The sequence below is a fragment of the Arthrobacter pasteuri genome (assembly GCF_054510955.1).
In genome coordinates, this window is the sequence record NZ_JBTNDO010000004.1 from 148,464 (window position 1) to 170,228 (window position 21,765).

Below are 21,765 nucleotides of genomic sequence, written 5' to 3' on the forward strand. Positions count from 1 at the left end.
CCACCGCATCGCCTCGGAACGGTGTCATCTGATCCGGACTGCATTCAAGACAGCGCGGCAGACCGCGCAATCGCGAGGGAGTGCTACCGACCTTGAATTCGTTTGTTCGGCTCAGCTACCGCTCTGGAGCGCTCGGCGCCGTCGTGCTGCTGGCGGCGTGCGCTCTTCCACCGGGGCAGCGTTCATCCGACACGGGCGCCGGCGTGGACAGCGCCCGCTTCCCGTCGTCGAGCGAGCGTCCGGCGTCGTCCTCCGGCAGCTTCTTCGCCGAGTCGCTCCGGCCGTTCGCGGGGGCCTGGGCACCAGGAGCGGTGACGGGATCGTCGGCGCCTGAAGTACGCCCGGTTGCGGGTGCAGCACCTGTGGGCACGACGGCGTACGCCGTACCCGAGGATGCGATCTTCGTCGCCCGCGACGGAAGCGACACCGCGCGGGGGGCACAGGACTCCCCGCTGAAGACCATCAAGGCCGCTGTCGCCAAGGCCGACAGCGGACAGACCATCGTCCTCAGGAGCGGTTCGTTCCACGAAGGGGTCACGATCCCATCCACCAAGAAGATCACCCTGCAGGCGTTCCCCCATGAGGAGGTGTGGCTCGACGGCAGCGTCCCGGTGACCGGGTTCGAGGCGGACGGACGGGCGTTCGTCGCCGAAGGATGGACAGCGAAGTTCGACGCCAGTCCGACGTATTCGTGGGGAGAGGCGGACGGTACGACCCCGGGCTGGACCTTCGTCGATCCCGACCATCCCATGGCTTCGCACCCGGATCAGGTGTGGATCGACGGCGCAGCACAGCACCAGGTGGCTTCACTCGACGAACTGACTGCCGGCTCCTTCCTCGTCGACTACGACAGCGATCGGCTGTTCCTCGGGTCGGATCCATCCGGGAAAAAGGTCCGGGCGAGTTCGATTGCCAAGGCGATCTCGATACAGTCGGCGGGGTCGGCCATCAAGGGGATCGGTGTCCGCCGGTTCTCCCCATCCGTTCCGCATATGGCTGCGGTGACTCTCGAGAGCACGGGGATCTCGATCGAGAACGTCGTCGTCAAGCAGACCTCGACGACCGGACTTGCGGTGTCCGGCGCGGACGCCCGGCTGCTGGGAGTAACTCTCACGCAGAACGGCATGCTCGGTGCGTCCGCGACGTACGCGGACGGTTTGTCCGCGATCGGTCTCAAGGTGACGGACAACAACACCGAAGGCTTTCATCATTCGCCGGTGGCCGGGGGGTTCAAGATCGGCCGGACCCGGACCGTGCAGGTGCAGGACAGCGTCTTCAGGGCGAACAACGGTACGGGACTGTGGTTCGACGAGTCGGTGGTCGACATCACGACGTCGGGAAACGACTTCGTCGGGAACAGCGGTCATGGCTTGTCCGTGGAGATCTCCGCCCGCGCGGTCGTCGCGAACAACGTCATCGCGGGGAACGAGGGCCACGGCCTGAAGATCAACAATGCGAGTGACGTCGCGATCTGGAACAACTCGTTCATCGACAACGGGCGTCCGATCAACATCGTGCAGGACACCCGGCGCGCCGCGGACCGCCGTACTCCCGGACACGACCCACGACAGCCCTTTCCCGATCCGCTGACGACGTGGATCAACGGGCCGGTCGCCGTCCGGAACAACGTGATCACGGGCAGCACGGCGAACTGCCTGCTGTGTGTCGAGGACTATTCACATCGGCTGTCAGCGGAAGCCATGGGCGTCACGACGTCGGGCAACGTCTTCCATCGGGCCTCGGTCTCCACCCCGGCCTGGCTCGTGATCTGGTCTCGAGGAACCGGGGATCCGGCGGTGTTCACCACTCTCGGCAGCTTCAGGAACGCGACAGGACAGGCGACGCATGACTTGGAGCTGACCGGCGTGGACGTCGTCGATCCGGAGACGTTCCGGGTGAGCACCACAGTGCGGTCAGCCGGCGTCGCCCAGCCGTTGCCCGATCGGATCGCCCGGTTGCTGCGAGTTCCGTCAGGAAGCCGTCTGGTGGGTCCTGTAGCGGACTGAGGGGCCGGCTGGAGCCGGGTGGTGCGACGACAGCACTCCTCCTGACGCCGGTACGGACGTGGGTACGAAAGTGGACGCGAGGGAGATGAAGACGATGAACGTGACGCTGGCGTCCACGAGCCCGGTCTCGAGGAATGCCCTGATCAGGAGAAAGACGAGGAGAGCAACGGGTAACGCATTCCTGCGTCCGCCTCGCATCGTGCCGACCAGGACTGCTGTGACCAGTACGGCGAGGATCCCGGTGCCGATGACACCCGTCTGCGCAAGCGCAGAGACCCAACTGGAATCCAGGACCTGCTCGTTCCAGTACTGTCCCTTCACGTTCACGGTCTTGACCGACATCCCCGCCCCGACCCACTTCTGCAGGGACTCGACAGGAGTCTGCAGTACGACCTGCCACGCAATGGTCCGCGAGTTCAGGGTGAGGTTGGACGTGCTTCCCTCCCGGTTGAGGAGTGACCCGAGGAGCGGGGTGTATGCGGCGACCACGAACAGCGCGGGCACGGACGCGATCATCACGACGACGACGTACCGCTGGATGGTGCGGATACTCAGGACAAGAACGACGATCGCTACTGCCACGCCGAGCAAGGCAGTCCGTGACTGGGTCGCCACACAGGCAAGGGTGTAGAAGACTGCTGCGACGACCGCACCGATCGTCGCATGCCCTGACAGGACCCGATGGATCGCCGCGAGCGCGGGGACCGCACAGAGCACGACGAGTTCGTTGGGGCTGATAGGGAGCACGGTCCCCTCCAGACGGCCGCCGGTTGCGACCGTACCGGCACCGGTGACCGCGAGGACGGCGCCGACCACCCCTATGACGATGACCAGCTGCCTGAGGACTTCTTCCCGTGGAAAGACGGACACCAGCAGCACCACCGTCACCATCAGGAGGACGATCCGCACGACGAGGACCGTGGAGGCAGTAGTACCGCCCGCCTGGAGCGCCCCGATCATGGAGACCGCCAACACGGCGAGCACCGCCAGCGACGGCCCGCCGGCGACGGGGTACGCCGTCGGGGATACCCTCCTCAGGAACAGGGCCATCGCGAAAGCCCCTCCCTGGAGCGCGGCCTTGGCGACGACCACGGTGTCGAAGGAACCCTCGAAGTAGGCGCCCTTCCGCCACGCCGTGACACTCACGATCAGGACGATCCAGATGACGATGGCACTCGCGGTGCGGGCCTTGGCCTCACCCACGCCCGGAGGTCCGGACCTTGAGGTGTGCACGGCCCCGTCCGCGACCTCCCGACCGCCGTCCACCCAGCAGCACCACGCCCAGCGGCTCCACACCCACCGCCCGGAGCTCATGCACGGAGTCCTCCAGGTCTTTCGCCCGGGTGCCGTGCGAGACGAGTACCAAGGTTGCCTCTGCTACCGGTGCGACGGTCCACGTCGTCAGCGGGTGCGAATCGTAGGAGGCCTTGACGAGCGTGACATCGAAGGAGTCGCCCAGCTCCTTGAGGATGCTCGCGCCCTCGCGCGCCGCCCGGGAACGGCTGATCTTCTCCGTGGATGCGCCGATGGGGATGCGATACGTCCCCGCTTCGGTGGCGGAGAGGACGTCGTCCAGCGTCGCCTCGCCCACGAGAACGTCCGAGAAACCGAGGTCCGTTCCGGTCTGCCCGGAGCCGGCCCCACCGGAGTGCTCCTGGTGCTGCGTCGCATCGATGACACACGTCCGCGCACCTGAATCACCGATGTAGCCGGCGAACTGGTACCCGAATGCGTCCTGGGCACCACTGGCCTGTCCGACCGCCGTCACCATGAGGAGCTTGGGCAGGTGGCCGCCACGCTTGACGAGGAGCGTAGTCATCAACTCCCGGTACTGGAGTTCCGTCTCCTGGGAGAGGACCCCCGTCGCGCTGGGCGCTCCGTCGGCGACGGATCCCAGCACCTCGACGCCGACCGATCGGGACAGATCCCCGCGCTTCCGGATCCTCCGATGTCCGGATCCCAGCACGACGGCGGCGACGAGCCCTGCGGCGAGTCCGGCCAGCAGTCCCATCGCCAGGTTCAGGACCGTGTTGGGAGACGATGGTGCGGCCGGGGCGACGGCAGGCACGGCCACGAACGCCTCGATGGTTGCTTTCCCCGCAGCGTCTCCTCCCTCCAGGTCCCGGATCACGTCACGCAGGTTCTGGGCCACCAGGTTGGCGATCTTGGCTGCATCCTGGGCAGTCCCGGCGGAGGCAGTGACGTTCACGTACACCGTTTCCTCGGGGTTGCTCGCGCTCACCTGCTGCCTGAGCTCGGCGAGTGTCAACGACGAGTTCAACTCCTGCAGGACCGGCGTCAGCACCTGGGGGCTGTAGACCAGGTCCGGGTAGGATTTCACGCGCTCCAGGACGAACCGTGAATCCTCGAAGCTGGAACTGGTCTCCGAATCGGACCTGATGAAGAGGCCGGCTCGCGCGTCATAGGTGCGGGTGGTGAGGCCCGTCACCAGAACGGCGACGATCAGGCCGACCAGGGTCGAGACGAGGATCAGGATCCACCGGCGCCGGAAGATGCGCCCGTATTCGTTCAGCTCCATGTCTTCACCTCCCTGTACCACTTGGGCAGGGCCAGCACCAGGAAGGCGACGTTGGCGAGCATGAGCAGGCTGTACGCACCCACGAAGATCCCGGGGACCAGCAGCAGGACGAACAGGACACACAACAGACCGAAGTCCGTCGGCAGCACGGCGAGGGAATACAGGGCCGACGACGTCGACTGCTCCACCGCAGGCACGCTGCTCCTGGTTCGTTGGGCCCTCCGCAACTGGTCCATCAGGAGCGACGAGAAGAAGTGCACCGTGGCAAGCACCTGGAACACGATCGGGACGATCAGCCACGCGGTCTCGAGGTCCAGATACCGCCACCAGCAGATGAGGACGCAGAGGTGAAGGCTTCCCTCCTTGAAGGCGTCCACAGTGTGATCCAGCCACTCCCCGGCTGCAGACCCCCTGCCCGTCAGCCGTGCGAGCTGGCCGTCCGCCGAATCGAGCGCATAGCCCAGCACCAGCAGGACGGCCACCAGAAGCGCGGTGCCGGTGGTCGGATCCGTCAGGATCAGCAGCGCCAGTCCGGAGAACGTGGCGACGGCACTGATGACCGTGACCTGGTTCGGGGTGAGACCGCGGGAATAGGCTGCTGCGGCAAAGACCCTGCCCAGTCTCCTGTTGATGTACCTCGAGTAAGCGGGGGCTCCTTTCGATGTCTTCTGTGCACTGGCGAGAGAGTCCAGTGCTTGGCGGAATTCCAACTGCGCCCCAGGTCGCATTGTCATGGCTGTCCTTCTTATCGGGCGGACTTATTGAACTTATTGAGCGGACTTATTGAACGGAATTTCTTGATGAACGAACCTCCAAACGCTGTCCGACCGCTATCCTGCGGATGGTACGGGTCCCGGACATTACGGGCGAGCCTCCCCGACCCACGGGTCGTCGTGGCAATGGCCCTGGGCACGCGGGACACGGGCCAGGGACGGGACGACGTTGTGTGGAGTGCTCTGGGCAAGGACATGCGTCTCAGATCGCCTTCTCTGCGGTGTGGAGGATGCGCTGGCGCGATACTGCTCGGGAGGGTGCAAGGATGAACAAACGGAGGAAGGCGGCACCGGTCAGGGAGCCGACCGCAGCGCACAGCGGGGCGAGGACGAAGGAGTCCGACAGTGCGACGGCCACGGTGGCGAGGGCCAGTGACAGGACGCTCTCGCACAGTCGAACGCCGAAGACGGACGCAGCCCTCCCCCGGACGGCTGCAAGCGATCCGTAGGGGATACTTGCGCTGATGCCGAGGGACAGGCACAACCAGCCGGCCACGGCCGTCGGATCCGGCGCCCGCCCGGTGAGCATCGGCCCGGCCACCGGCAGCAGGAGAAGTGCGACAACCGAACCGAGGATGGTGATTGCGGCGAGGGCGATCACGGCCCGGTCCGCACGGCGGACGAGTTCGCGCAGCGGCCTGGACGGATCCCGTGCGTAGGAGGAGAACAGGAACGATGAGAAGCCCCCGACGAGCAGGAGGGCCGGTGCGGCATATACCCTGGCGATCTCCAGTTCGCCCGCGGCAGCAAGGCCGACGAACAGTATGACGACGAAGCGGATACCCGCCAGCAATGCGGGCCTCAAACCCTGCTGGGCCGCCCGCCAGAGGCCGAATCCGGCTACCTCACGAAGTGCCGGTCTTCCCATCGGGACGAGGTACCGCGCCGACCGAGGGAGCAGGAGGACCCCCGTCACGGCTCCGCATGCCTGCCCGATCAGGACCGAGACGATGAAATCAATCAGGCGCAGGCCGTTCCCGGCGGCAGCCAGAAGAACCAGTCCTGTTCCGAGGATCATCGCCAGATCGACCAGGGTGACCCTCCCGAACTTCAGGTCGATCATCAGCAGGCGCCGCACGATCTCCTCGCTGACGAAGGCGAAGGTCGCCAGACCAAGAATCAGCGACTGTGCCGGACCGGTGAGACCGATGACATGGCTTACCGCCGCGATGAGCACGGAACTCGAGCCTGCAAGAAGAAGGAACCAGGCCTGAAGCGCTGCCCGGATATCTCGGGCGGATCGGTCCAGAACGGTGACACTGTCTCCTACGAAACCGCTGACCAGGCCGGAGCCGAGGACGAAGAAGCCGTACAGAAGGCTGAAGAGACCGACGTCGGCAAGGTCCATGGTCCTGCTCGCAACCAGGATGAGCAGCATGCTGCCGAGGGCCTGGGTGCAGGGAGCGGCTGCTGCGAGCCCGGCCGGCAGGAGTCGCCCGATGCTTACCCTCATGGGAATAAGCCGCTGGACGTGGCGATCACATGATCGCCGTCCACGTCGAGATAGAACGTACCCTCGCTGATATCAGGACCGACCTGGAAGGCGTAGATGCCAGTCGCCGTAATGGTCCCCCGCGAGAAACCCCGGGTACTTGCTCGCAGCCCGTCACTCCATGTCGCCTCTTCCGCGAAACTGACGGGAGCAACGGTCAGCTCGCGCCGCGCTGCCTCACCGTCGCGGCTTACTTCAGGTGCACCGGTCGAAGCCGGTTCGAATGCCGGTCCACCTGCCGGCCCTCCGGACTCGGCGGGGTCCGGCGTGGGCTTCGGGTCCACAGGGCTCGCCGAGGCTGACGCCTCAGGACCGGCGTCTCCCGACAGCGCTTCGCCGGCCTCCGGATCGCTGCTACATCCGGACAGCAAGGCGGTGAGTGCCATGACGATGAATACTCTCCCGACACCACGGGACATTGTCACGGGCCGGCCGCAAGCGATATACCGGTTATTCATGTGAGACCAATCTTTCAATGCATCCCAGTCGGACAAGCAGACTGCGGAAAGCCTAGAATTCGTAGAACGGGAAAACACGAGTAGCAACTACCTGAATCTCTTCGGAATCCCTGTCCGAACCATTGCGATTTCACGTATCGGGGCTGGAAAGACCGATCGTCCGGTGTCAGGAAACGGTGTGGGAGAGAGGGAACGCGCCGGAGCGCCGGCCCCGCGCCCCGCGGCGGCCCACGAGGTCGAAACAGAGCTGCTCGTAACCCTCCGCTACCCGGTCCCAGTCGTAGGCCAGGGCGTCCGTCTGGGACTTCTTGCCGCGGAGCGTCGTGTCCGAGGCCGAGGCTTCCGCGGCGTGCACGAGCGCGGGGATGGCCGCGGCATCGGCGAAGTACTCGCCGTTGGCACCCAGGACCTCGCGGTTGAAGTTCACGTCGAAGGCATTGGTCGCCGCGCCGGCACCCATCGCCCGCAGGAGTGAGGGGTTGGTGCCGCCGACCGAATGGCCGTGCCAGTAGACGCGCGCGTTGGCGTACAGCTGGTCGAGCAGCTCCTGGTCCCACACGCCACCGACGAAGCGGACCCGCTCGTCGCCCAGCGAGGTGACGAGTTGCGTGTAGTCGTCCGAGTAGGGGGCGGAGCCGACGACGATCAGCGGCAGCTGGGCCTTGCTGCGGACATACCCGTCGACGATGACGTGGACGTGGTTCTCGGGTTCGAATCGGGCGACCACGAGGTGGTATTCCCCCGGGGTGAGGTCCAGCTCCGTGAGGCGGTCCGACGCTCCGCTCTCGAGGATCGGGGCCCCGTAGGCCAGGTAGGTGCTCTCGACGCCGAACTCCTGGCGGTAGTAGTCCTGGATGCCGGCGGCATCCGAGATCAGGGCGTCGGACCAGCGAACCGCGAGCGACTCGGCGACGCGGTAGTACCTCTTGCCCAGCGTCCCCCACTTGGCGCGCTTCCACTCGAGGCCGTCCACGTGGGTGGCGACCGGTATGCCTGCCGCGCGCAGGACGGGCAGCCAGGGGGAGTTCGCCGAGTTGAAGACGATTGCAGCGTCGGCGCGCTTGAAGAACAGGTGCCCAGCCGAGAGCCCGGTGTGGCTGAGCGTCTCGAGCGACCTCTTCTTGAGTGCGGGCAGGTAGACGAGCGTCATGCCCTTGTACTCCGTCTCAGCGTGGTTCGTGTCCTCCGTCGTCCGGCAGTACACGACCACCTCGTGGCCGCGCGCGGCAAGACGCTGCCCGACCTCCTCGACGCAGGTCTCGAACCCCCCGTAGCGGGCCGGCACCCCCCGGGTTCCGACAAGCGCGATGCGGAGGGGCTTCTGGTGAGACGACAGCAGATACATGATGGACTCCAGTCGGTCTGTGCAAGCACTTCGGGTCAGGTGGCGGTGTAGTTCAGGGTGTGGATTCGCGGGCCACCGGAGCGTTGAGGAGCTCCAGGGTGCGCCGCAGGAACGTACTCGAGGTGTGGACGGTGTACGGGAAGTAGACGACCTCGACGCCTACCCGGGCGAAGGTCTCCTCGAGGGCGAGCCCCTGGGGAGTGCCCTTCCAGTCGTCGCCCTTGAAGAAGACGTTGAAGCCGAGTTGCTTCCACATGTCGAGCTTCGTCGGGGCGGTCTCGGCCACGGCACGGTCGACGAACTGCACGCTCTGCACGATCTCGAGCCGTTCGATCAGGGGGATGACCGGACGCTTGCCCTTGTTCTTCTCGAGCAGTTCATCGGACACGACACCCGCGATGAGGAAGTCGCACTCGCTCTTGGCATGCCGGAGCAGGTTGAGGTGCCCTACGTGGAAGAGGTCGAACGCGCCGGCTGCGTAACCGATCCGGATTCCCATGGAGCCTCCTTGGCTGCCGCCGGCCGCAGAAGGAGCTGCCAACCGAGGGGCGTCGTTCGTTGTCGGAGAGGTGCGCATCAGTACGCACCGACAGGCTTGAGCATCACCTTGAAGGTGCGCCACATGATGATCAGGTCCCCGGCCACCGACCAGTTCTCGACGTAGTAGAGGTCGAGCCGGACGCTCTCCTCCCAGTCGAGGTCCGATCGCCCACTGACCTGCCACAGGCCCGTGAGTCCGGGTTTGATCAGGAGGCGGCGGTATGTGTGCTCCTCATAGCCGGAGACTTCGCTGACGAGCGGGGGCCGCGGCCCCACGAGGGACATGTCACCGCGCAGGACGTTCCAGAACTGGGGCAGCTCGTCGAGCGAGTACTTCCGGATGATGCGTCCGATCCGGGTGACCCGAGGGTCGTCCCGCATCTTGAACAGCACACCACTGCCCTCGTTCTGCTCCTTCAGGAGCTCCAGCTCGTCCTCGGCCGTGGTGACCATGGACCGGAACTTGAGCATCCGGAAAACGGCCGAGTCCTTTCCGGCCCGCTCCTGGACGAAGAACGCCGGGCCCGGTGTATCGAGCCGGATGACGATCGACAGGACGAGGAACAGCGGGGCCAGGATCACCAGTGCGGTGGCCGAGAGAACGATGTCCATGGCCCTCTTCAGGACGTGGCGACCCCCGGTGAAGTGCGGCAGTTCGACGTGCATGAGGGGCAGTCCCTCGACCGGCCGCATGGTGATGCGTGGACCGGCGACGTTGGTCAGAGCCGACGCGAGGACCAGTTCGGTCGAGGACCCCTCGAGGCGCCACCCGAGCTCCCGAATGTAGGAACTGCCCTTGCGGAGGTGCCCGGCGACGATGACGGCGTCCGCTCCCGTAAGCGCCACGAAGTCCTCGATCTTGCGGAGCCCGCTGACCACGGGGACGACCCGGTCTCCCGTCCGCAGGGCGGCCGGGTTGGTCCTGCCCTCGTAGACGGCTCCGACCACGGTGTAGGCGGCGCCCGAGTTCTTCGCCAGCTGGGCGGCCACATAACGGACGTCCGTGGGCCGTCCGACGACCACGACCTTCGAGAGGTAATGCCCGAGCCTGCTCTGGTGCACCAGCCACTGGCGCCACAGCCATCGGCTGGACAGCAGGAGGAGGGTGCCGGACGGCAGCGCGAGGACGAGCAGGCCCTGGAAGTGCTCGAGGTCCAGGAGGACGACGGCGACCGCCGCCGCCGCGAAGGTGGCACTGCTCGCGCGGATGACCTTCTTGTACTCGCCGGCGCCGGTGCCGACCAGGCGGGCGTCACGGGTTCGGAAAAGCACCATCATCGTCAGCCAGCCGACCGCCACCGTGCCGCCGAGTCCGAGGACATCCGTGAGCGTCTCGACACCGGCGTCGAGTGTCAGGACGTTCACCGCCAGCAGCAGGACCCCCACGATGAGCACGGAGTCCGAGGCCAGTAGCGAGACCTGGTAGCGGCGGCGCCAGGCCGTGCCGGACATCGCGGCCGGCTGCTGGGCCGCGGCGATCCCCGGGACAGCAGTGATGCCGCCGAACGCGCTGTGCATCTGCGTCACGATGTGCCCCCCTGGAAAGCGATGACCATTCCCTGGAGCGGCTTTACCTGGAATAGGCGGCGAATTCTGCACAATGGACAACACATATGTGAGACCCGATTCTTCGGAAATTTCCCCAGCTTTGCCTTCAAAGCTCTTGCGAAAATCCTAGGGAGGGGGTTTCAGCTGCACACGAGTAAGATCTACGCGACCGATCCGGCGGGCTTGGACCAGAACTACCTGCGTACCACGCGTAGGCAGTACGTACAGGCACTTGGACTACGCGCAGGCATTACGCAGGGGCACTCGGACTACGTGCTGCGGGCCGATCAGAGCTCCCGCAGGTCCTCTCGGCGGTTGACACCGAGCTTCGCGAAGATCCGGTAGAGGTGGCCTTCCACCGTTCGGACCGAGACGCTCTTGGCGTCCGCGATCTCGCGGTTCGAGTAACCCTCGTTCACGAGCGCGACGATCGTGCGCTCCGTCGGGGTGAGGCGGGACGTGGTCATTGCGGGAGATGTCGATGCGAGCGGAAGCGAGATCGGCCCCTCCCGCTGCTCCCCCAGCGTCACCAGCCGGCGCTGGATCGCACGGGCATGGCGGGTCGAGCCCTGCTCCCCCACGAGCTGCAGGACGAGGGACAGGCCGACGAATTCGAAGGCCACGTTTCCGTGCTCACCCGCGACGGTGGCGGCGCGGGCCATCGCCTCGGCGTCCTTCGCCTCGGCCGCCACTGCGAAATCCAGCAGGTCCTTCCCTCCAGGCCCCTCGAATCCCTGCAGGACCTTGATGAGGGGGGCAATGGCATCCATGTCGCCGAGCAGGAGGGACAGCCGAAGTGCCGTGACCGCCAGCTCCTTCATCTGGTCCTTCTCGGCCGTCGCGGCAAGAGTGAGCAGGTCGGCGCGGGCTCCGGGAACGTCGCCCAGCAGTGCCGCGGCCGCGGTGGCGAAGATGCGCCCGCCCAGGCGCATCGTGCGCGAACCTCCTTCCGGCACCCGCTCGAACTCCTCCACGAGGGCGGATGCGCGGGTGGAGTCGCCGGCAAGCGCGCAGGCGTATGCCCCCAGCCCCAGCAGGAGGGTCATCACCTGCGTGACGTCGGAATCCCTGAGGGCCTCCAGTGCGAGCAGGAACCTGTCCCGTGCTTCGATGTTCCGGGCAGCCCGGAGCGCGTTGATGCCGTCGGCGACGTCGCCCAGCCCCGCGAAGTAGACGATGCTGAACGGATTGGCTCCCGTGTGCGCCTGGATCACGGCCTTGGCATCCGCCCCACGCCCGCTCTGGGACAGCGTGATGAGGTGTCTCGCCACGGCGAACCCACGGTAGCCCAGCAGGGCAGGGCCCTCGGCTTCGATGATGTCCAGCGCCATGCCCGAGTAGGTGCAGCCCTCCACGGAGCGCCCCGTGCTGCCGAGCAGTTCGGCGAGCACGATCATTGCTCCTGCCCGCGTCTCGGGAGTGCCCTGGGGATCGGCGAGGATGGCGCGCAGTTCTTCCTCGGCGCCGTCGAAGCGCCCCTCGTGGACGCGGAGGTGGCATTCGAGGATCCGGCAGCCGAGCTGGGACTGCGCGACGCCTTCCGCCGTCACCGGGGAGTCCTCCCGCAGGCGGTTGATGAGCGATCTCCAGCGGGCGACGACATCGCGCAGGCCCTGGTCCGAGGCCCGGGACTTCAGCTTGAGTTCGAGGGACAACAGCGTGGCGTCCTTCGCGAGGCGCAGGTCGGTACAGCGCCGCATCGCCTCGTCCACGAGTTCCTGCGCATAGGCGAGCTTGCCCTGACCGCCCTCCGCGCGGGCCACCTCGAGGAGGGCGCGCTCGCGAAGCCCCGGAGCGGACACCGCACAGGCAGCCCGGAGAGCGAGGTCGTGGTGCCGGAGCCTGTTGGCAACGACGGCCGCCTTCAGGAGGGACTCGTCATCGGGAGGAACACCGCAGTCGAGTCCCCAGGAGACTGTCCGCAGGAATCCCTCGAGGGACTGCGACCCGGGGTCGAGAACGGCGAGCACCCTCCGGCGGATCATGATGCTGCGGGCTGCTGGTACCTGGCGACGGAGGACCTCACCGTAGAGAGGGTGCTCGAGGGAGACGGGAGCCTCCGGCCCCGGTCCGACGGCGATCAGGCGATCGTCCCTCAACCGTTGCAGCGCGTCGGCATCCACGACCTGCGCGACGGCGTCGAGAGCGATCGGTTCTGCGAGGGAGACGACTTCCAGTGCCTCGAGGTCGGCGCCGCTGCGCAGCCGGAGCTGCGAGCGGATGAGGTCGCCGAGCCGGAGGTGTACCTTCGGCTGTTCATCGGCCAGCCGCCAGACGCCGTTGCGCCGGACGAGGTAACCCTTCCCCGCCAGGCTCTGTTCCAGCAACGTCCGGAGGAACATCGGATTTCCGCCCGTCGCCAGCGCGAGCGCGTGCGTGGTGCCGGTCAGGACGGGTCCGCCGAGCACCTGGGAGCAGAGGGTTGTGACAGCATCCGTATCCAGTGGCTCGAGGTCGAAGCGCACCAGGAGGCCGTCGGCGCCCAGACTGCGGAACTCGGCGGGCGCCGTCAGGGTGTGCCGGATCATCAGGAGCACCTTGGCTCGACGCGCACTGACCAGCTGGGCCAGGAGGGCGCTCGAACTGTCGTCGAGTTCGTGCGCGTCATCGATCACCAGCAGGGCCGGATGCTGCGGACGGCCCGTCCCTCCCGCGGTCAGGTGCCCCATCATGGCGCGAAGGATCGCGACCGGCGATGCCGCTTCGGCACCGGAGAGCGTGTGGAGGTAGGGTGCCAGGGCGCCGAACGGTATCCTGCGCAGCGAAGCGCCGCCGGTCACGCGGAGCACCGGCGCCGTCCAGCGCAGGTGCTCCACGACCGATCGTGCCACAGCCGTCTTTCCCACTCCGGCCCCGCCGACGATCATGGCGCCGAAGCCGCCCGTGTCGCCGAGAGCGGTGACGATTTCCCTGACGAGTGCTGCGCGGCCGACGAGGTCCACGGCGGATCCCGGGCCGGTCATTGCTGCTGCCCGAAGATGAGCGAGAGCTGCTTGCGGCTCGACAGACCGAGCTTGGACATGACCTGGTGCACGTGCCCCTCCACTGTCCGCGGCGAGATGTGCTCCTTCTGCGCGATCTCCTTGTTCGGTACGCCCTGTGCCACCATGCGTGCAATGGCTCGCTCGCGCTCGCTGAGCAGTTTCCGCCGCACATGGCGACGGGCCGGGGTGGAGGTCTTGCGCAGGATCTGCTCGGCATGCACCCGGATCATCGGGTCGTCCGTCTCGACGAGGTGTTCGATGCTGAGGGCTGCGATGTCTCCCGCGAGGTTGTGGTTCCCGCTGTCGAGCGCGCGCCGGGCAGCCTCCTTCAGCGCGGCGGGGTCGCGGGAGGCCAACCCCTTGGCGAAGTCCTCGCCGAGCCGCGCGAACGGACCTTCGGACGCGGCGGCCGTGGCTGCGAGCAGGTCCGCCGCTTCGTGCTGCCCGAGTTGAACGGCCTGACTGAGGAAGAAGAGCTCGATGCCCCGGTACCCACGGCTGCCGAGGTCGACTGCCCGCTCCAGGAACTCGGCGGCAACGACGGCCGACGGATCCAGCCAGGCTTCGGTCAGCAGGCGGAAGTACTGCACCGCCTGCCGCAGGTGCCAGGAGTAGCGCTGTCCGGTCAGATCGATGCCGCGAAGGTGGTCCTCCGCGGCGTCGGGCGCGTCCTCGAGGACCTGGGCGTAGGCCGCGGCGGCTTCGGCAAGTGGCAGGAAGCCGTGCCGGTCCCGGATCCTCAACTGGCTGATGGCGGGAACCAGCTTCTCGAGGGCCGCCCCGCTCCTGCCCAGGTACGCGAGCAGCACGCCCTCGGCGAACTCGGACAGTGATCCGCCGAACAGGTGCGCCGTCGTCGTGTCCCCGGAAATCCCCGCCCGGTCGAGACTCTCCGACCAGTAGCCCGCGATCAGGAGCACCTCGCACAGGTGGACCGAGGCCGCCTCCCGGTCGAAGGGGCCGGTGGGGGCGTTCGCCAGGCGCGCGTCGACGTTCCTGACGCCGGCGACTGCCTGCTCCTGGGCCCCCATCGTCGCCTGGGCGACGCTCTGGAGACTCCGGATCCTGATGCTCCAGCGCGCATTGCCCGCGTTCGAGGCGAGCACGGCGGGGGCGCGCTCGTACACACGGTCGAGCTCTCCCTCGAAGACGTGCAGCTCCATGCGGAGCACCTCCGCCTTACCCAACAGGTCGGCGGTGGCCTCGGATGCCGGCTCGCGCTGGAGGCGCGCGACGACGTCGTCGAGCAATCCCTCGGCGTCCTGTTCCCGGCCGTGCGTGCGGGCCCTCATCCGTGCGGCAAGAAGCCGCGCGTCCACCCAGTCCTCCAGCGGGACATCCTCCGGCTCCTGCCCGAGGAGTTCCTCGACCGTTCCGAGGGCATCGGCCACGCGGCCGTCGGTGCAGAGTTGCCGAGTGCGCTCGATCAGGACCCTGCCTCCGGTCTCCGTACCCGGTATGGCATCGAGGAGACGTTCGGCGGCGCCGTCGATCCGGTGGTCGTTCGCCAGGCGTGCAAGGGCCGCGAGTTCCGCTGTGTCGAAGGACCCGCCCTGCTCGAGCGCCCATACGGCGAGGGCGATCCTCCCCTGCACGGGCATCGCAGGGTGGCCGCGGAGCGTGCTGACCATCGCCAGCGCCGCCCGGCCGCCGGCGGAGAGCATCTGTGCGCGCACCACGTGTGCGAACACCTCGTACGTGAGCCTCACCAGGGGGACACCCTCCTGATCGAGCGTGACCACGCCGTCCCCCTGCAGGGCATCGAGGGACGTCGAGGAAACAGCCTTCAGCAGGACGACCAGGGGCACACGCCCCGCCACGGCGAGAACCTCGACGACCGAGCGATCCTCTGCCGGCAGGGCGGCCAGTTCCGCAGCGCTCCAGTCCGCCACGGAACGGCCCGAGTCGGGGCGGGGAACGTCGCGGGAGACCCATACACCGTCGCACGGGAACAGGTGGCCGGAGGCCACGGAGGTCTTGGTCGCCATCTGCAGGTACTTCGGGTTTCCCCCGCTGGACGCCCACAGCTCCTGGGCGGCGGAGCGGGAGATGGGCGCGTCGAGCGCCGTGGTGAGCAGTTCGGTCGCCTCGTCGAGGGTCAGCGGCTGGATGTCGAACCGCTCGACGACGCTGTCCTTCCACAGATCGAAGAACTCGCCCGGAGCGCGCAGGAGGTCCTCGCAGGTCACGAGCAGGCGGACCGCGCCGACGCGGGCCAGGTAGGCGATCACCGTGGCGGAGAGTTCGTCGATCTCCTCGACGCCGTCGATGTGCATGAGGGTTCGACGCTTGGCGGAGTTGCCCTCGAACATCCGCTGAAGCGCACCCAGGACCAGGAGCGGGCTGCGGGCTGTGTCCTCGTCGAGCTCCGCCAGCAGCACGTTCAGGGCGCCGTACGGAGTGGTGGCGTGGGCTGCCGATCCCCGGAGGTAGATGTGGTCGAAGTGCCGCGACAGCCCGCCGACAACGTGCTGGGCGATCATCGTCTTCCCGATGCCGGACGGTCCCACGAGCACCACGCCGCGGCCGGACTCCTCGGCGAGGACAGCCCTGATGGAAGTGACATCCGTGTCGCGACCGGCGAAGGGCCAGCGTCCGTCGACAACCGTCACAGGGCACGTCCGAGCATGGTCCTGGCCGGTTGCACAACCGACACCCCCGGCTCGGGACCGGGCCCACGTTTCCAGCTCAGCATGAAGTTCCGCCCCACAGCACTTGTCCTCTGAGGCCCCACTTTACAGCCCGGGACTCCCGCTGGCCGGTGGTTCCGTTCGGGAGGGGCGCAGTATCAGCACAGGGTTTACGCAGCCGGTGTGCTACTTCGAAGCGTGGAAGCGCTGCTGGGCCGCTACGAGTCCCTCGGTGATGAGCTGTTCCACGGCGTCGGCCGCGTCGTCGAGCAGGAACGGGAGTTCCTTCTTCTCGACCGTGCCGAAGTCCTTCAGCACGAAGTCGGCAGGATCCTGGCGGCCGGGAGGACGTCCGACGCCTACCCGCACGCGGTAGTAGTCCTTGGTGCCGAGGGCCTTGCTGATGTCCCGCAGCCCGTTGTGGCCGCCTTCTCCCCCGCCGAGCTTGAGCTTGAGGGTGTTGAAGGGGATGTCGATCTCGTCGTGGACTGCGATGACGTGGTCGGGCGCCACGTCGTGGAAACGGGCGAGCGTCGAGACGGGGCCACCCGTCGTGTTCATGTAGGTGAGCGGCTTGGCCAGGACCACCCGGGGCCCTCCGATGCCGAGCCGTCCCTCGAGCGTCACGGCCTGGGCCTTCGACGACGTGAACCGGCCGCGGAGGCGGTCGGCGAGGAGGTCCAGTACCATCTGGCCCACGTTGTGGCGGTTGCCGCTGTAGCCGGGCCCGGGATTCCCGAGCCCGGCTACTAGCCAGGTGTCAGACACCGTGCGGAGCCTGCTTACTGCTCGTCGGCGTCGGTGATGACGGCGTCGGCGTCAGCGTCGGCTGCCGTCGCGCCTTCGGAGGTGCCTTCGGTGTCGGCGTCGGACTCGGGAGTCTCGCCGAGGTCCTGCTCGGTCTCGCCGGCGAGGTTGACGATCAGGGTGTCCGCATCCACGAGGAGGAGGACGCCGGCGGGAAGCACGATGTCCGAGGCGTGGACGTGCTGTCCGACCTCGCGGCCTTCGATGCTGACCGTGAGGGTCTCGGGAAGAGCGGTGGCGTCGGCCTCGACGAGGACCGTGTTGGCCTCGAGGTTGGCGACGACGTCCACGGCGGGCTCGCCCTCGACGTGGATGGCGACGTCGACCTGGACCTTCTCGCCGCGGCGAACGGTGAGGAGGTCGAGGTGCTCGACGATCTGCTTGAGGGGGTTGCGCTGGATGTCCTTGACGAGGGCAAGGTGGTTCTCGCCCTCGATGTCCAGCGTGAGCAGGGCGTTGGGGGTACGGACTGCCAGCGTGGTCGCCTTAGCGGGCAGCAGGACGTGGATGGGGTCTGCACCGTGGCCGTAGACGACGGCGGGGATCATGTTGGCGCGGCGGGCCTGGCGGGCCGAGCCCTTGCCGAACTCGGTGCGGACGTGTGCTGCGAGCTTCTGCTCGGACATGGTTTCTCCTGGACGTTGCGGCTCGGCGCTGTCTGCGTGAGCACTGGGACGTTGCCGGGGCGGAGGGAACACGCACGTGGGAGCAGTCGTCTAGAAACCAGGGAAGTCGCTAGCCACCGTCGATCACGGAGTACGGCCGGAATTCCTGCAGTCCGGCCCGCTCCCTCGCCTAGGCATCGCGTTCAATCGTACAGGATCCCGCGCCACCGACCGTCCAGCCGGCGGGGTCGGCAATAATGGGGGCGACCCACCCGTTCCTCGAAGGATCTTCCCCTGAGCACTGCGCCGCTACCCTCCCGCCGGTACAAGACCGTGACCGCGGGCTTGTGCGCCGCCTGGCTGGTCGCCGTCGCATTCATCGTCCTGTGGCCGACGCCGGTGGACGCCGACGCAGCCGGCATCCTGCGGCGCGGGCTGGAGTTCCTGTACCGGCATGGCTTTCCCTCGTTCATCACGTACAACGTCGTGGAGTTCACATCCAACGTCCTGATGTTCGTTCCGTTCGGCCTGTTCTGGTTCATCCTCGCGCCGCATCGCTGGCGGTGGTGGGGCGTCACTGCGGGATGTGCCCTCTCCGCCCTCATCGAGGTCACGCAGCTTGTCCTGCTTCCGCAGCGCTTCGCCACGCCGTACGACGTTCTCGCCAACACTCTCGGCGCGCTGGCCGGCGCAGCCCTCGGGTGGGCGCACCTGCAGCTGCGGGAACGCCCCCGCGCCCGGTAATTCACAGTCTGTTAACACCACACGGGTCCCACCTGCCCCTCTGATCCCTCCGGCGCGACTAGAATCGGCTGGACTGGGGAACTTCTTTTGAGGACAAACACATATGCGTATTTCCGTGATCGGTTGCGGCTACCTGGGGGCAGTACACGCAACGTGCATGGCGAAGTTGGGCCATGACGTGGTGGGTATTGATGTCGATCCACGGAAGATCGATGACCTGCAGGCCGGCCGTGCACCATTCTTCGAACCGGGGCTGCCCGAACTCCTCGATGACGTGCTGGCCACAGGTCGCCTGAAATTCAGTTCCAATATGGCCGATGCCAAGGGAGCGGAAGTGCACTTCCTGTGCGTCGGCACTCCCCAGCGCAAGGGCGAGTACGCCGCGGACATGCGCTATGTCGACAGCGCCTTCCGGTCACTGCTGGATTCGCTCGAACCGGGCAACGTCATCGTCGGCAAGTCGACGGTGCCGGTCGGTACTGCTGCTCGCCTGGCGGACGAACTGGCCGAGGAGCACCCGAACGCCGTCCTGGCCTGGAATCCCGAATTCCTCCGCGAGGGCTTCGCCGTGAAGGACACGCTGTCTCCGGACCGCTTCGTCTACGGAGTACCGGAGGGCGAGGCCGGCGGTCGAGCCACTGCCGCCCTCGATGAGGTGTACAGCACGCCTCTCTCCCTAGGCACCCGACGCCTCGTCGCCGACTACGCCACGGCCGAGCTCGTGAAGGCTGCAGCGAACTCCTTCCTGGCCACGAAGATCTCCTTCATCAACGCCATGGCGGAGGTCTGCGAGGTGACGGGTGCGGACGTGACGGTGCTCGCCGACGCGATCGGCCTCGATGAGCGCATCGGGCGCAAGTTCCTCAATGCGGGCATCGGCTTCGGCGGCGGCTGCCTGCCGAAGGACATCCGCGCCTTCATGGCCCGTGCCGGCGAGCTCGGTGCGGACCAGGCACTGACCTTCCTGCGCGAGGTGGACGACATCAACGTCCGGCGCCGCATCCGCGTGGTCGAGCTGACCCGGCTCCTCGTCGGAGGTTCCCTCCTCGGCAAGCGCATCACCGTCCTGGGGGCTGCGTTCAAGCCCAACAGCGATGACGTCCGCGACTCCCCCGCACTCAGCATCGCCGCTCAACTGCAGCTGCAGGGCGCCGACGTGACGGTGACCGACCCGGAGGCCATCGACGGTGCCCGGAACCGCTTCCCCGAGCTCACGTACGAAGAGGACATGCACCGCGCCATGGAAAAGGCCGATGCACTTCTCCTCCTGACCGAATGGCAGGAATACCGGGACCTCCTGCCGGAGCAGGTCAATTCCCTCGTGCGCACCAGGAACATCCTCGATGGCCGCAACGTCATGAATCCCTCCGTGTGGCGCGCGGCCGGCTGGAACTACAAGGGAATCGGCAGGCCATAGACAATGAGTGAACCCGGCGCGCAGCCCTTCCGCATCCTCACTGTCTGCACCGGCAACATCTGCAGGTCCCCGATGGCCGAGCGCCTGCTGCAGGTGGGGCTGGATACGCGCTTTCCTGGTCAATTTATCGTGGAGAGCGCTGGCACGGGAGCCTTGGTCGGAAATCCGATCGAGCCACAGGTAGCTCGCCTGATAAGCCTGTTTGGCGGCCAAGCAGATAATTTCTTTGCCCGGCAACTCACTCCCCAAGTTCTTGAGGGACAAGATCTGGTTCTTGCACTCACTCGCGAACACCGGAGTCTCATCGTCGAAATGTCGCCAAGGATGCTCCGGAGTACCTTCACTTTGATGGAGCTAGCGCGGTTGCTGCCGATGACGAATATGGACACGTCTCTTAGAGGGGCCGATTACTGGCGTGCCTCAATCCCGAAGGCACTTCGAGCCCGCACAGCAAATAGTGCGGGCCCACAGGATGACGATGTTGCGGATCCATACCGAAAAGCCGCGGAGGCATACAAGCTTATGGCTGAGAAACTCGCGCCGGCCATTGATGCTTTAGTGACGGCTACTTGAGGCCAGAGCATGCCAACCTGTATCAAAAAGGAGTATGCATCAGCCTCAATGCTCTGCTTGCTTCGATTCTGCGACGGGTAACACCGATACACCGAAAACTGCAGCAGGCCGGAACTTGCCGACACCGCTCCAATTGAACAGGCAGCAACTTCACCAGCGGAAAACCGCTTTTGGTGTTCCCAACGATCGATAGGGCTCGATGTGGAACCTGCTTCGCACAAGCAGCGCATTACCTTCCTCCTACCCGGGTACGCTCCGAATCCAATCGGCGGATACAAGGTTGCATACACTTACGCAAACTTTCTAGCCTCTAGGGAGCATGACGTGGAGATTCTCCACGCCTGGCGCTTCCCAGAAGATAACCTACGCCTAGACATTGGGCGTGCAATTAGGCATCTTCGAAGAATATATGAGATCGTCACTAACGCGCGCCCACCCTGGATGCTCCTCGACCCGCGAATAACTGTACATAACGAATTTGTTGCACGGCCGAGGATGGTCCGCGGCCGGGACGTGCTTATTGCAACCGCGGCGCAAACAGCCGCATTTGCGGTGAAAGCTAATGCAGCTGCTTATCTGGTGCAACACTACGAGGATTGGTCGAAAGGTAGCCAGTATGTGGATAATACGTTGAGATTACCAATGACAAAAATCGTCATCGCCCCTTGGCTAGCGGAGAAGCTTTCCCAACTTGGCCACCCCTCCATCCTTATCCCAAATGCAATAGACCCTGATGATTTCCCAAAGGGACCACCTGTACGCAAACGTCCACTTCGCATAACGGCGATGGTCTCTGATCACAAATGGAAAAGGTCGGACTTGGTTGCGCAGGTTCTGAACGAAGTCAGGGCTGCTGTCCCGGGAGCAGAAGCTCACGTCTTCGGCGTCATACAAAGACCAGACGCGTTACCAGACTATGTACGTTACACAAGAAATCCGACTCCCGATCAATTGCGCCACATATATCAATCGGCCCGGGTATTCCTGTGCGCCAGCGATCAAGAGGGATGGGGGCTTCCGGCAGCAGAAGCAATGTTGAGTGGCGCTGCGCTCGTAAGTACACGCAATGGCGGAGTGGAGTCTTTTGCCGAGGGCGTCAGCCTTCTTTCTCCGAGTGGCCAGGGCTCGCCTCTTAGGGAGAACATCATTCGGCTTCTTGAAGAACCTGAGTTGTGTGCATCACTCGCAGACGCAGGCCATGCCAGGATATCAGCCTATACTCCCACAGATGCTGGCCTTGCCTTCGAGAGAGCAATTCTTAACGCCTCCCTTTTCACGGAACGAAATTAGTTACGACGGCTGTA

The 21,765-nt window shown here is 66.0% G+C and carries 17 protein-coding genes; 5 read left to right on the forward strand and 12 right to left on the reverse strand.

Annotation, left to right across the window (positions count from 1 at the left end; translation table 11 throughout):
• The first annotated feature begins 92 nt into the window (after positions 1-92).
• Positions 93-2,006, forward strand: a complete 1,914-nt coding sequence (locus ACX80H_RS15240) for a right-handed parallel beta-helix repeat-containing protein (protein ID WP_459314244.1) — start codon at positions 93-95, stop codon at positions 2,004-2,006.
• Here the strand turns inward: ACX80H_RS15240 and ACX80H_RS15245 are convergent.
• The 12 genes from ACX80H_RS15245 to ACX80H_RS15300 all read right to left on the reverse strand — a co-directional run bounded on the left by ACX80H_RS15245 (position 1,971) and on the right by ACX80H_RS15300 (position 17,748).
• Positions 1,971-3,209: an O-antigen ligase family protein gene (locus ACX80H_RS15245; protein ID WP_459314245.1), complete on the reverse strand. Its 1,239-nt coding sequence runs from the start codon at positions 3,207-3,209 to the stop codon at positions 1,971-1,973. The genes ACX80H_RS15240 and ACX80H_RS15245 overlap by 36 nt on opposite strands.
• On the reverse strand, positions 3,202-4,545 hold the full coding sequence (locus ACX80H_RS15250) for a Wzz/FepE/Etk N-terminal domain-containing protein (RefSeq protein ID WP_459314246.1): 1,344 nt from the start codon (positions 4,543-4,545) through the stop codon (positions 3,202-3,204). Before ACX80H_RS15250 ends, ACX80H_RS15245 begins: the two co-directional genes overlap by 8 nt.
• A complete protein-coding gene (locus ACX80H_RS15255; RefSeq protein ID WP_459314247.1) occupies positions 4,536-5,279 on the reverse strand; it encodes a CDP-alcohol phosphatidyltransferase family protein in 744 nt (247 codons plus the stop codon). Before ACX80H_RS15255 ends, ACX80H_RS15250 begins: the two co-directional genes overlap by 10 nt.
• A 241-nt stretch (positions 5,280-5,520) precedes the next feature.
• Positions 5,521-6,771: a hypothetical protein gene (locus tag ACX80H_RS15260; protein ID WP_459314248.1), complete on the reverse strand. Its 1,251-nt coding sequence runs from the start codon at positions 6,769-6,771 to the stop codon at positions 5,521-5,523.
• Positions 6,768-7,196, reverse strand: coding sequence for a hypothetical protein (locus ACX80H_RS15265; RefSeq protein ID WP_459314249.1), 429 nt, complete (start codon positions 7,194-7,196; stop codon positions 6,768-6,770). Before ACX80H_RS15265 ends, ACX80H_RS15260 begins: the two co-directional genes overlap by 4 nt.
• Positions 7,197-7,434: 238 nt before the next feature.
• Entirely contained in the window at positions 7,435-8,613 is a 1,179-nt protein-coding gene (locus ACX80H_RS15270; protein ID WP_459314250.1) for a DUF1972 domain-containing protein, read from the reverse strand.
• 52 nt (positions 8,614-8,665) lie between these two features.
• The gene (locus tag ACX80H_RS15275; protein WP_459314251.1) at positions 8,666-9,112 is read right to left on the reverse strand and encodes an FAD synthase family protein; all 447 of its coding nucleotides are present in this window, start codon (positions 9,110-9,112) and stop codon (positions 8,666-8,668) included.
• Positions 9,113-9,189: 77 nt separating this feature from the next.
• Entirely contained in the window at positions 9,190-10,671 is a 1,482-nt protein-coding gene (locus ACX80H_RS15280; protein ID WP_459314289.1) for a sugar transferase, read from the reverse strand.
• 317 nt (positions 10,672-10,988) lie between these two features.
• Entirely contained in the window at positions 10,989-13,664 is a 2,676-nt protein-coding gene (locus ACX80H_RS15285) for a helix-turn-helix transcriptional regulator (RefSeq protein ID WP_459314252.1), read from the reverse strand.
• Entirely contained in the window at positions 13,661-16,297 is a 2,637-nt protein-coding gene (locus ACX80H_RS15290; protein ID WP_459314253.1) for a LuxR C-terminal-related transcriptional regulator, read from the reverse strand. The genes ACX80H_RS15285 and ACX80H_RS15290 overlap by 4 nt, the downstream gene beginning before the upstream one ends.
• A gap of 204 nt (positions 16,298-16,501) precedes the next feature.
• Positions 16,502-17,083, reverse strand: coding sequence for an aminoacyl-tRNA hydrolase (gene pth, locus ACX80H_RS15295; protein ID WP_459314254.1), 582 nt, complete (start codon positions 17,081-17,083; stop codon positions 16,502-16,504).
• Between the two features lie 14 nt (positions 17,084-17,097).
• Positions 17,098-17,748, reverse strand: coding sequence for a 50S ribosomal protein L25/general stress protein Ctc (locus ACX80H_RS15300; RefSeq protein WP_459314255.1), 651 nt, complete (start codon positions 17,746-17,748; stop codon positions 17,098-17,100).
• A gap of 312 nt (positions 17,749-18,060) precedes the next feature.
• Between ACX80H_RS15300 and ACX80H_RS15305 the strand changes: the two genes are divergently transcribed.
• The 4 genes from ACX80H_RS15305 to ACX80H_RS15320 all read left to right on the forward strand — a co-directional run bounded on the left by ACX80H_RS15305 (position 18,061) and on the right by ACX80H_RS15320 (position 21,751).
• The gene (locus tag ACX80H_RS15305) at positions 18,061-18,471 is read left to right on the forward strand and encodes a VanZ family protein (protein ID WP_459314256.1); all 411 of its coding nucleotides are present in this window, start codon (positions 18,061-18,063) and stop codon (positions 18,469-18,471) included.
• Between the two features lie 103 nt (positions 18,472-18,574).
• A complete protein-coding gene (locus ACX80H_RS15310; protein ID WP_459314257.1) occupies positions 18,575-19,888 on the forward strand; it encodes a UDP-glucose dehydrogenase family protein in 1,314 nt (437 codons plus the stop codon).
• 3 nt (positions 19,889-19,891) lie between these two features.
• On the forward strand, positions 19,892-20,461 hold the full coding sequence (locus ACX80H_RS15315) for an arsenate reductase/protein-tyrosine-phosphatase family protein (RefSeq protein ID WP_459314258.1): 570 nt from the start codon (positions 19,892-19,894) through the stop codon (positions 20,459-20,461).
• Positions 20,462-20,785: 324 nt separating this feature from the next.
• Positions 20,786-21,751: a glycosyltransferase family 4 protein gene (locus tag ACX80H_RS15320; RefSeq protein ID WP_459314259.1), complete on the forward strand. Its 966-nt coding sequence runs from the start codon at positions 20,786-20,788 to the stop codon at positions 21,749-21,751.
• Positions 21,752-21,765 lie beyond the last annotated feature (14 nt).